Raw genomic sequence first — 12,764 nt, forward strand, 5'->3', positions numbered from 1 at the left:
TTTGATAATATTATTTATCTTCTTGTTCTATTCTTATCGTTTGCTCTGGCATCCTGGGCTACACGGAATCCAATCCATCCGTAAGCTCTGTCCTGGCTCTTGTATCTTCTTTGTCCCGGATCCAGCCAATATGCCGTATCCTGCCAAGAACCGCCTTTTACAACCCTGATATCATTGGTAATTTCAGATGTTCTTTCTTTTCTGTCTTTCTGCAAGATTACTTTTCCGCCTGCATCTACAATAAACCTTGATTTAGGTGCATTGTACATATCGTATGAATTAGCGGAATCAGATGCACTTCTGTAATCCAGAGAAGACATTCTGTCTCCGTCTCTGTAGTTTCTGTAATCTGCAATGGTTTCTCTTTCAAACTGACCCGGCAGGTTTCTGTAAACCAGCCTTCCGTCTGCCAGCGTATCATATTTAATGCTGCTCTCGTCTACCATCTTGTAAGTTCCGTCCCCGTTTCTTACAACAGCCTGAGGCATATTTCCTCTGTAGTAATTAAAATCACTGAAATCATCATCAATGATCGGTCTGTATACGTCCGCCGTCCATTCTGAAACGTTTCCGTACATTCCGTAAATTCCTAAATCGTTGGAAGGGAACTGTCTTACGTCTGAAGTTTGTGCTGCTCCGTCATTTTTCCATCCTGCGATCCCGGAATAGTCACCGGCTCCCATTTTGAAGTTTTCAAGGAACATTCCTCGGTTTCTTCCTTTGGTACCTCTCAACTGTTCAATCTGAGGTTCTTTGCCTAGGTATCTGTTATATTCTCTGTTTTTGGCAAGGCCTAGAGCTGCATATTCCCATTCTACTTCGGTAGGAAGCCTGAATTTCTGAACCATTGCAGAACCCGGAGCCCTGTTGGCAGACAAAAGTCTCTGGTTGGTTGTTTTCATACCGGACTTCTGCTGCATTCTTTTCTCATTGATGTAGCCCTGCATCTCAGGATCATTCGATTTGAATTTATCCATATTGAATGCTGTTCCGCCCTGGTTGTTGGATTCGTTGATGTATAAATCTTTGGCAATGATACCCGCCTGCATTAAAGCTTTCTCATTAGCTCTGTCTGACAGCCATTCGCAGTATCTGTTAGCCTGAGTCCATGATACCCCTACTACAGGATAATAATCAAACTCCGGAGAACGGAAATACGTCTCGTTGTAATCATTTCTGGATAGTTTGTTGTCCCACAATAAGGTATCCGGCAGTGCGCCGTTATAAATTTCCTTAAAGCTCGGATCGCTTGGAGGGAATACATACTTCAACCATGTCAGGTATTCGCGGTATTCGTAGTTAGTAATTTCAGTTTCCCCGATAAAGAAAGAACTTACCTGCATTCTGCGTGGCGAGTTATTCCAATCGTGCATAACATCATCTTTCACTAATCCCATCGTAAAAGTTCCACCTTCTACATATACCATTCCCGGCCACCCTTTCTGCTTTTGTTGCTTTCCTGCAAAAAACCAACCTTGTTTTTCGTTTGGTTTCCAACCTGTTTTGCTGACAAACTTTTTAGTTCCGCCACCATTGTTAGATCCTCCGCAACTGGTTAATGCAAGTGTAGAACTTAATGCTATTAATGAAAACAACTTTAGTTTTTTCATAGTCGATATAAATATTTTCAAAGTACAAAGAAAAAATAAATTATTCAATAAATCAAGTAAACATTTGATTTTTTTGAAAAACGTTAACAAATTAATTTTATTGTATCACAATTTAATTATAAATTTTCATTTATTTTGTAATTCAGAAATTTCAATCATCAGTATGAAACAAAAAATCTCGATTTTATTCCTAATAAGCTTTGTATCAACACTCTGGGCTCAAAGAATCACCATTGACTGGGATGGCTCCAAAATCCGGGACTACGGCGACACGAAATTGAATCTTCCTAATTTCAAAAATGAAGGATTTTCATTCAGCCAAAATAACATTTTTATAACAACCAAACAACAGATCGGGGAAAAGCAGGTAAAAGTTTCTAATCCGGTATGGGAAAATGTTTCGCCACGAGATCTGTTCAGCATGAGCAAAGACCTTCTTCCTGAATATGAGGTTAAAGATGCAGTATATTATTACCTTGAAGGGGAAAGTTATGCAAGCATCAATGTATCCCTGTTCAAAAAAGTAAAGGGACAGGTTCAGAGATTGTCTTCTTTTGAAATTTCAGATACCAATCTCCCGATCAATACGGGCAGCACTTTAAAGATAGGCACCACTAACAACCCCCTTTCAACCGGGAACTTCTATAAAATAAGGGTAGACAAATCCGGGATTTTCAGGATTACCCGACAGTTTCTGCAGGATAACGGTATTAACCCTTCTTCCGTAAATCCTAAAAATTTCAGAATTTACGGAAACGGAGGCATCATGCTTCCTGAACATAACCAGGATACCAAATACAGCGCGCTTCAGGAAAATGCCATTCAGGTGGTAGGAGAAGACGACGGCGTGTGGAATGATAATGACTATGCCCTGTTTTATGCCCAGGGGCCGAACGGCTATAATCTTTATAATAATTCGAACGGGAACGGTTTTAAGAGAACGGATACCCGGAATGATACCACTGAGCACGTAAAAAATATATACGAAGATTATTCATATTACTATATCAATTTTGATAAAGGCCCCGGCAAAAGGGTTCTGCCTGTGGATGTAAATTTACCTTCTACGCCGCTGATCACGAGATATGACAATTACCAGTTTATCAACAATGACCAGAAAAACCTGATGAAGGTAGGAAGAACCTGGGTTGAGGACACCCCTTTTATCACTGATAAAACGGTTACCTTCACGACGGCTACCCCAATTCAGGGCGGCGACGTGATCCGGTACAGAGGCCAGGTAATCGGCTATAAATCCCAGAAGAATACCATTACTTTCAATATCAATAATCAGAATTCGGCCACACAGATTGTTCCCCAGCCTGATCAGGGTTCCACCTATGAGTTTTATCCTGCAAGGTATTCCGGTACGGTTACAGGAATAAGCGGAACCCAGCTCACATTTAACATCAAGCCTGATATTTCCGTAAATCCCAACGGGACTTTCTATCCGGATTATTTTGAAGTGCAGTATAAAGACAACCTGACTTTCAACGGGACACAGATGAGCTTCAGGGATTTTTCACTGATAAGCGGAAGCAATACCACCTACGGGTTCAGTGTATCCAACGCTTCTTCTGCAGAACAGATCTGGGATGTTACAGACATCACCAATGCCAACAGAAGGGTAAATAAAGCAGCCGGAAACACTGCGTTTAACTTTGCCTATACAGCGGCCAATACAAGTTTCAATAATGAATTTGTGGCTTTCAGGGCTGATGCAGCTTTCAGTCCGCAGTTTATGGGAAGAATCAACAACCAGAATCTTTCTGCATTACAGAATGTGGATTACCTGATCATTACGGTTCCTGAAATGATGGGGCAGGCACAGCGGCTGGCCAGTTACCATCAGACGAAAAACAATTATAACGTACAGATTATAGATACGGATAAGATCTATAATGAATTCGGAAGCGGGAGCAGAGACCTTACGGCCATAAGGGATTTTGTTACGAAACTGAACACGCCGACCGGTACTTTAAAATATGTATTTATCTTAGGCGATACTTCCTACGATTTTAAAAACAGGATCGCCAATAATTCAAATGTAGTAACCAGCTACCAGAGTGAAAACTCCATGGATGTGGTGAGGTCTTTTGTTACAGATGACTATATTGTGATGACAAAACCACAGACCAACCAGTCTATAGAATCTAACCTGCCTGATCTTCCGGTAGGAAGACTTCCTGCCGGCAATGTGACGGAAGCCGCCAATATGATTGATAAAACCCTGGCGTATTACAACAGCCTGGCCGGGCAGTCGACCCCTTTCGGGGAATGGAAAATGAAACTGGATTTTGTAGTGGATGATGATAATGACACCGGTACGCCGTTCCATACGATTATGAATAATTCTCTGGTTACGGTTTTTGAGCAGAACAACCAGAACCTTAAAGAATACAACGTCAGAAAACTGTATCTTGATGCTTTTGCGGCCCAGAGTACTGCAGGCGGACAGCGATTCCCGCAGGTTAACCAGGCCATCTCCAATGATATCGGCAACAGCCTTTACATCTTCTACTTCGGGCACGGAGGGATCAACGGCTGGGCACAGGAAAGGGTGTTAACTTTATCTGAAGTTCAGAATGCCAACAACTTCTCTAATGTATACAGCAGGTTTCCGTTTGTATCCACCATCACCTGTGAATTTACCCTTTGGGACGAGCCGGATACCTCTTCGGCAGGGGAACAGTTTATCAAGCTGAAACAGGGAGGCCCTACAACCATGATTACCTCGAGCCGTGCCATTGACGTAGGATACGGGATTGATTTTACCAACCTCTACACCCAGAATATTTTTAAGCTGACCAATGACGATTTTGAAACATTGGGGTACGCCCACCTGAATGCAAAGAAACAGAGAGGCGCCTCATCAGAACATTTAAAGGTAAATTTCCTCGGCGATCCTGCAATGAAGCTGAGCAGGCCTAAAAGATTACTGGTCATTGACAATATTGAAACGCCGGTTCCGGGACTGATCAGAGGTTTGGATTTTGTAAAGGTTAAAGGCCACATCAACAATCCGAACGGAACGGTTAATACCAGTTTTAACGGAAGGGTTGTCATCAACATCTTTGATAAAAGATTAAATAAGAACACCCTGAATAATGACGGGGGCCTTACGCCGGTCCTTCAGTATACGGAAGAAGGAAGTGCCATTGTAAAAGCATCGGGAACTGCGGTCAATGGGGTATTTACCGTAGAATTCTACGTTCCGAAGGACATCAATTATGCCGTAGGAGAAGGAAGAATATTGGGATATGCGGATAACAAGGCGGCAGACGTCTTCAATAACCAGGCAGTACAGGTAGGTGACATCAACCCGAACGGGATCAATGACAATGAGCCGCCGAAAGTAAAATTATACATGAACAACACCAACTTTGCGGAAGGCGGTATTACAGACCAGAACCCAACACTGCTTGCCTGTGTTACGGATGATACAGGAATTAATTCCACAGGGTCTGGTATCGGTCATGATATTACAGTATATTTGGACGGCCAAATTATCAATACCGTTGTGCTGAATGATTTCTATGCATCAGGGGAAGGAAACGGATGTCTGAGCCCCAGCCTGGCAGATTATCAGAAGGGTAATGTAACCTACCCTTTCAGGAATCTGGCGGTGGGACAGCACCAGTTGACGTTTAAAGTTTGGGATATAAACAATAATTCAACAACTGCAACGTTAAACTTTGAGGTTAAGGACGAAGCCGATCAGCACCTGGTCATCAACAGACCGCTGAACTGGCCCAACCCTTTCACCAACAAAACGTATATTCATTTTGAACATAACTGTGATGATATCCTTGATGTGAATGTCCAGATTTATACGATAACAGGGAAACTGGTAAGAACTTTATCCCAGCCGGTGGTGGCAGAACCGTTCCTGCAGGGCTTCAGGACGCCGCGCCAGGCTATAGAATGGGACGGAAGAGATGATTTTGGGGCTACTGTTGCAAAAGGTACGTATATTTTTAAGATATTTGCAAAAAGTCAGAATCAAGAAAAATGCAAAGGAAGTGCTACAGCTGTAGAAAAAATGGTACTTTTGAAATAATTTAAGATCATAACAATAATAATATCAATAAAAAACTGATAATATATAAAAGACAACATATGAATTTAACTACTAAACTGCTTTTAGGGATTGGGTTAGGTGCTGGTTTTTTAGGCTATTCACAAGATTTAGGCCTTGTAAGACCGGTATTAACCGGAGCTCCTTTCTTAAGAATCGCACCGGATGCCAGAGCCGGAGGTATGGGAGACCAGGGTGTCGTTACCTCTCCTGATGCTTTTTCACAATTCTGGAATGCTGCGAAATATCCTTTCAGCAGAACAAGTTCTTCCGTGGGATTAAACTACACGCCGTACATGGGGAAACTTACCAATGATGTATTTTTATTATACGGGGCGTTCCATAAATTCTTAGGGCAGGAAGAAAGATCCACTATTTCCGCGAGTATCTATTATTTTAATATGGGGGAAGTGGACCTAACGCAGTTAGTAGGAAACGAAGTAACTTCCATGGGTACTTCAAAGCCAAATGAATTCTCGATCGACGTTGCTTACGGACTTAAGCTTTCAGATTCTTTCTCCGCAGCTGTTACCGGCAGATTCATCCGTTCAGATTTAGCCGGAGGGTTCAATACAGATACAACGCTCAAGCCTGCCAACTCCTTCGCGGTAGATGTTTCCGGATACTATACTTCACCCAGGTTTTCCGGTCTCGGAAGCATGGAAGGTAAGCTGAACGCCGGTTTTGCCATTCAGAACGTGGGTCCCAAGCTGGATTATACAGGAAATGAAGAATCAAGATCTTATCTTCCGACAATGGCCAGATTAGGGGTAGGTTATGATATGTACCTTGATGACATGAACCGCGTCGGTTTAAGCGTTGAAGGCTCTAAAATCCTGGTTCCGGGATCTGAATTTATCGGGAATGACCCGAATACGAGACAGCCGATCTATGCAATCCCGAACGTAGGCCCTATCGCCGGGATCGGAAAATCATTCAAAAACCCGAACTCAATCATGTACAGCGGAGCCCTGGAATATTCTTATGACAATGCATTTGCCGTGAGGGGCGGTTATTTCCATGAAAGCGAGGAGCAGGGAGCAAGACAGTTTGCAACGGCCGGTATCGGATTGAAATACCGTTCATTCGGACTTGATATTTCCTATTTGATCAACATGTCCAAAATCAATACCGCTTTGGATAACACGCTTCGTTTCGGGCTTACCTGGAACATCGGTGATGAAACTTCCAATGTAGATTATTAAAAGCTTTCAGCCGTGAGCGTTCAGTAACCGGCTTTAATTAAAATGATAAGGTAACGTTTTATCAGTTACTGTTAAAAAGTCCCGTTGTACGGGACTTTTTTGTTTCCATACCCTGAGTGTCTTGTATTAGTATGTGCCGCCGCTGATTAAATGTTAGGCCTTTACATGCCCTCAAATCGGTATTGCAGTTTTATTAACCTGCTGTTGAACCATCACCATCATCCTAGCCCCGATAGTAATGAAAATCCTTTTGCCCGCAGGACAAAAGATTGCAATGGATAGCGGGAAACAGCTTCAAAAAATAAAATAAGATAAGATAAGACTTTATTCCCTGTAGTTATCTGCAGAAAAAAGATTGTTGGAACTGGAATACAGGTATTTCCCAGGCTTTGCTTATTAATAAACCTTTATATGACTTCGATTATTTCAATCTTTATTCCGGATTCGGGCTGATTACCTAACCCCGGTATAAAAAGCAATTGATCTTCCAGTATAATATATTTATAAATTATTTAAAAATAGATACGGTATTTTCATTTTTCAATAATTATTTTTGTACGATGAACTATTCTGCAGAGCTTAAAAAATTTGTAACCAGCCAGTACGTGTATTCTGCCATCAGGATTACCTTGGCTACCGTTCTGCCGTGTCTTGTTCTTGCCCACTTCGGGATCCTGAAAGAATATTTCCTTTTCCCGCTCGGGACCAGTTTCGTGGCGTTGACCGATCAGCCGGGCCCTTTTATCCGGAGGAGAAATGCCCTGGCCTTTGCCATCATCTGCTTTGTCTTTGTAGCGATGATTGCCAGCTTGGTGATGCATGTTAAGATCCTTGTTTTTGCCGAGATCATCGTTTTCGGGATGTTTTTTTCCCTGATCGGCGTGTACGGACAGAGGCTTGCCGCAGTTGGGTCCCTGTCCCTGGTGGTGCTGGCGATCTTTATTGACGGCCACCTTACAGGTGCCAATATATTCAAAAGCCTGCTGATCTTTGCTTCCGGATGTACCTGGTTCCTGCTTATATTCCTGGTGGTTACCACCATCCAGCCTTATAAACTGGCCGGTCAGATGATCGGGGAAAATTATCTCCAGCTGGCGGAATTTTTAAAAATAAAGGCTAATCATTACCAGAAAAACCCTGATTTCGATAAGCTGACCACCCAGGTGATCGCCAAACAGATCGAAATAAAGAATCTCCAGGAAGAAACCCGTGAAACCGTGTTCAAAACGAGGACGATTGTTAATGAATCAACCACCACCAGCCGTCTGCTGATGCTGATGTTCCTGAATTCCATGGACCTTCATGAAAAACTGATGACCTCGGAAAGCAACTATCAGAAATTACAGCAGAGTTTCGGGGACACCACAATCCTTGTAACGGTGCATGACTATCTGAACCTTTTGGCCGAAGAAATTACCAACATCGGCATTTCCCTGCAGATCGGGACCAGGGCAAGGCCTACCTTTGACCTCGAAACCGAGCTGAGGAGCCTCAACCACCATTATTTTGAGCTCAGGAACAAACGCATTTCCCCTGATAATTTTGAGAACTTCATGGTCCTGCGCCAGATCCTGATGCGTATCAACGAGATCACAAAAGAGATCAACGAAATCTATAAGGTATTCTCGCAGAACGTGAAACTGGCCAAAAGCCTTTCCACCGGCCTTGACCTGAAAAAATTTATGCCGAATGAGGAAAAACTGAACATCAGGGTTTTAAAGAATAATATTTCCTTCTCTTCCTCCCATTTCAGGCATGCTTTGAGGGTTACCATTGCCCTGCTGATAGGATACCTGTTTTCCCTGTTCCAGATTCTGGGAATCGGGCATACGTACTGGATTTTGATTACGATCGTGGCTATCCTGAAGCCGGCCTACTCCATTACCAAGAAAAGGAACCTGCTGAGGCTGTACGGAACCATTGCGGGTGCTGTAATTGCCTATGGCATCCTTCATTTCATCCAGGTGAATGAAGTGTTGTTCAGCATTCTTCTGCTGAGCATGATTATGTGCTTCAGCTTTCTGAAGGGAAAATATTTCTGGGCAGTTCTGTTCATGACCATCTATGTATTCCTAAGCTTCAATTTTTTAAGCCCGGGCAATGTGAATATCATTTTCAGGGACCGGATTGTGGATACGGTGATTGCCGCAGCCATTACCTCACTGGTTGCCTATGTAGTGCTGCCGGTATGGGAACACACCCAGAACCTGGACCTGATGAAGAAATCTGCCGGATCTAACTTGCTGTATTTCCAGAGCGTGATTTCCAAATTCCTGGAAACAGGCTTTGACCTGGAAGATTATAAGGTAAAGCGTAAAAACGCCATTATTTCTCTGGCCAATCTTTCGGATAACTTTCAGAGAATGATTTCCGAACCTAAAAACCAGCAGAAAAAACTGGAGGTGGTCCATCAGTTCGTGGCCACTTCACACCTGATCACGGCCTATACCGCATCTTTATCCCAATATGTAAAAGATAACGAAAAATATCCTGAGATTGATGCTGAAGGCTGGAGCCGGAAAATCGAGGCGGAAATGCAGAAAGTGGCCAACCTTTTAAACGGCGATAAGATCACGGAGGTACTGAATATGGAAAGCCGCATTGAGCCGGAAGATTCCTCCCTTGATGACCTGATCCTAAAAAGAAGGACAGAGCTGATTGAAAATGAGAGCTATGACCTTCGGGATCCGGACAAGATTTCCCATGTTACCGAACTGAAAAACATCCATGATGTCCTGGAACTGATCTATGACGTAGCCAAAGAACAGAGAAAAGTAATTGAAAAATACAAAAGCGAGTCACAATCGGAGCTTAAAGAAGGCCTGGAGCCTGCTCCTCAACAATCGTAAAGCAGAAGTCATCAAAAAATTCCACCCTTGCCTTTAATTCATCGGAGATCCGGTCGTCATGCACCCTGCATTTGATGTGACGGAGGTGCTTAAGCTCAAAAGGCCTTACTTCATAATGCTTTTTCAGGGACCAGTGCTTGGAATGGTGGATTTTATACATGCTTTCCTTCACACTCCAGATAATGGTATAATATGTCACTTCATTGTCAGGAGGGATAAAGCCTCTTTCATGTTCATGTGTGAACTTATCAATCACCCTTAAGATTTTAGGATTGAATTTTTCAATATCGATCCCGATTTTATTTCTGGAGACAGCAATAGCAGCAAACGGAAAAGAATGGGTAATGGAAATTTCCGCATTCTTCGGGGAAAGGAATGGCTCGCGCTCTTTATATAAAATTTTTGACTCCGGCTTTAATCCTTTCAGCAGTTTGCGCACCATTAAAACCTCCAGGAGCTTTTTCGGATGATAGTCTTTTACTTTTCCGGCATTTTCAGGTTCTAAAAGCTGATGGATATCCAGTTCTTCCGTTTCATCATACTTCCATATAAGGATGGTGGCATTGTCATCAGAAAAATCACGGTAAAGAGGCATGGGATTATTTTAGGTGATAAAATTAATAAAAAGAAATGTAATATCTGATGCCGAATTAAGCCCGGACTGTAATATACAGGCTTTATAAATCATTCCTTCCATCTATCAGACCGATATACCGGAACTGAAACTGCTGTTTTTATATATAAATTATTAGTTGTAATTTTGCACTTTACAAACAGAAAAAAACATATTCATTCATATGAGTACTACGACACAATACCTTCCTTATAAAGTTAAGGATATTTCCCTGGCAGAATGGGGAAGAAAAGAAATCACCCTTGCAGAAGCAGAAATGCCGGGCTTAATGGCAATCCGTGAAGAATACGGGCCATCCCAGCCGTTGAAAGGGGCAAGAATTGCAGGATGCCTTCACATGACGATCCAGACTGCTGTGCTTATTGAGACCTTAGTGGCTCTGGGTGCTGACGTTACCTGGTCTTCCTGTAATATTTTCTCTACCCAGGACCATGCAGCGGCAGCAATTGCAGCGGCAGGAATCCCGGTATATGCATGGAAAGGCCTTAATGAAGAGGATTTCGACTGGTGTATTGAGCAGACGCTGTTCTTTGGGGAAGACAGAAAACCGCTGAACATGATCTTAGATGACGGCGGAGACTTAACCAATATGGTTTTTGACAAATACCCTGAATTCACAAAAGACATCAAAGGGCTTTCTGAAGAAACCACAACCGGAGTCCACAGGCTGTACGAAAGAATGAAGAACGGAACTTTGGTAATGCCGGCCATCAACGTAAATGATTCCGTGACCAAATCCAAATTCGACAATAAATACGGATGTAAGGAATCTGCAGTAGATGCGGTAAGAAGAGCTACAGACATCATGTTAGCAGGTAAAAGAGTGGTGGTTTGCGGATACGGAGACGTGGGTAAAGGAACGGCAGCTTCATTCAGAGGAGCCGGTTCTATTGTTACCGTAACTGAAATCGACCCGATCTGTGCACTTCAGGCTGCCATGGACGGTTATGAAGTGAAAAGACTGGATACCGTAGTGGATAATGCAGATATCGTAATCACAACTACCGGGAACTTCAACATTGTAAGAAAAGAGCATTTCTTAAAATTAAAAGATAAAGCCATCGTGTGTAACATCGGCCACTTCGACAATGAAATCGATATGGCATGGTTAAACGAAAATTACGGCCATACCAAATCTGAGGTCAAGCCACAAGTTGATATCTATACTTTGGAAGAAGGTAAAGAAGTGATCATCCTTGCAGAAGGAAGACTGGTAAACTTAGGCTGTGCAACCGGCCACCCGAGTTTCGTAATGTCCAACTCATTCTCTAACCAGACCTTGGCGCAGATTGAGCTTTGGAACAACGCTGAAGCATACGGAAACGAAGTATATATGCTTCCTAAGCATCTGGATGAGAAAGTAGCTGCCCTTCACCTTAAAAAATTAAGCATTGAGCTGGAAACCCTTTCTCCGGAACAGGCGGAGTACATCGGCGTAGATGTAAAAGGCCCGTTCAAACCTGAATACTACAGATACTAATAGCAGTTAGCAGTTAGCAAAAACAAATATAGGCTCTCCGGTTTTTTCCGGGGAGTTTTTTTTATTTTCAGGAGCTTGTTCCGGCTATCCGCTCATACGCCTCATGCCAGGCTTATCCCTTCCATTGCGGGGTAACCGCTGCTATCCGGGCTAAGAAACTGTACGTCTTTTTTATCATCTGAAGGGTATTGCTTCATTAGCTGTCAGGCAGATTACTTCAACAGCTCCCGGAAACCTCTTGTTCTCTGTTCAAAAGAGGATCCATTACATATACGGCTCACGTACCGGCACCGGCTGCCCCTGCACAATAAAATATCCGCATTTCAGTTGTGACAGGCAATCAAATAAAAAATGATATATTTGATGCCTTTAACAAAAACATTATAATCAATGAAAAAGCAGAATGTATCAAATGCATTTATTGCCGCATCCTGGGTTGCGCTGGCAGCAGGGATGATCGGTTTTATCGTGGGCCTCGCCAGAGCAGAAATGCAGCTTAACGAAAAAGGGTATTATTTTACCGTTCTTCTATATGGCATGTTTGCTGTAGTTTCTCTTCAGAAAGCTGTCCGGGACCGGCTGGAAAACATTAAGGTAACGGATATCTATTACGGGATCTGCTGGTTTGCCACCCTGTCATCCATTGTTTTGCTGGCTATCGGGTTATGGAATGCCACCATCCTCCCGAGTGAAAAAGGCTTTTACGGATTTGCTTTTTTACTGGCACTCTTCGGAGCCATTGCCGTCCAGAAAAATACCCGGGACAATATGATGAACCAGGAATAAAATAAGAACTCTCCCATCCCGGAGAGTTTTTTTGAAATAATTTTAATATATTCATGTTAATTACAGCTTTTTTATAGGAATTTACCATCATTTTGAGTATTTTTATCTTTTTGTTTTATAAT

7 protein-coding genes are annotated in these 12,764 nt (G+C 42.7%); 5 read left to right on the forward strand and 2 right to left on the reverse strand.

Translation table 11 applies throughout. From position 1 onward, the window contains the following. Positions 1–14: 14 nt before the first annotated feature. Positions 15–1,610, reverse strand: a complete 1,596-nt coding sequence (gene gldJ, locus SD427_RS13230; RefSeq protein WP_320558279.1) for a gliding motility lipoprotein GldJ — start codon at positions 1,608–1,610, stop codon at positions 15–17. Positions 1,611–1,773: 163 nt separating this feature from the next. Here gldJ and porU point away from each other — a divergent pair, with 163 nt between their 5' ends. The 3 genes from porU (at position 1,774) to SD427_RS13245 (ending at position 9,742) form a co-directional block, all read left to right on the forward strand. Beyond that, the gene (gene porU / locus SD427_RS13235; RefSeq protein ID WP_320558280.1) at positions 1,774–5,670 is read left to right on the forward strand and encodes a type IX secretion system sortase PorU; all 3,897 of its coding nucleotides are present in this window, start codon (positions 1,774–1,776) and stop codon (positions 5,668–5,670) included. Positions 5,671–5,729: 59 nt separating this feature from the next. Beyond that, positions 5,730–6,893, forward strand: a complete 1,164-nt coding sequence (gene porV / locus SD427_RS13240; RefSeq protein ID WP_320558281.1) for a type IX secretion system outer membrane channel protein PorV — start codon at positions 5,730–5,732, stop codon at positions 6,891–6,893. Positions 6,894–7,453: 560 nt separating this feature from the next. Beyond that, positions 7,454–9,742 carry an FUSC family protein gene (locus tag SD427_RS13245; RefSeq protein WP_320558282.1) on the forward strand — a complete coding sequence of 763 codons (2,289 nt, stop codon included), beginning with the start codon at positions 7,454–7,456 and terminating at the stop codon, positions 9,740–9,742. On the opposite strand, the gene SD427_RS13250 is transcribed toward SD427_RS13245, so the two are convergent. Next, positions 9,705–10,337, reverse strand: coding sequence for a 4'-phosphopantetheinyl transferase family protein (locus tag SD427_RS13250; protein WP_320558283.1), 633 nt, complete (start codon positions 10,335–10,337; stop codon positions 9,705–9,707). The genes SD427_RS13245 and SD427_RS13250 overlap by 38 nt on opposite strands. A 202-nt stretch (positions 10,338–10,539) precedes the next feature. Here SD427_RS13250 and ahcY point away from each other — a divergent pair, with 202 nt between their 5' ends. Both ahcY and yiaA read left to right on the forward strand, forming a co-directional pair. Then, a complete protein-coding gene (gene ahcY, locus SD427_RS13255; protein ID WP_320558284.1) occupies positions 10,540–11,856 on the forward strand; it encodes an adenosylhomocysteinase in 1,317 nt (438 codons plus the stop codon). A 390-nt stretch (positions 11,857–12,246) separates the two neighbouring features. Further along, positions 12,247–12,642: an inner membrane protein YiaA gene (gene yiaA, locus SD427_RS13260; protein ID WP_320558285.1), complete on the forward strand. Its 396-nt coding sequence runs from the start codon at positions 12,247–12,249 to the stop codon at positions 12,640–12,642. Positions 12,643–12,764 lie beyond the last annotated feature (122 nt).

The sequence above is a fragment of the Chryseobacterium sp. JJR-5R genome (genome assembly GCF_034047335.1).
Classification (GTDB): Bacteria; Bacteroidota; Bacteroidia; order Flavobacteriales; family Weeksellaceae; genus Chryseobacterium.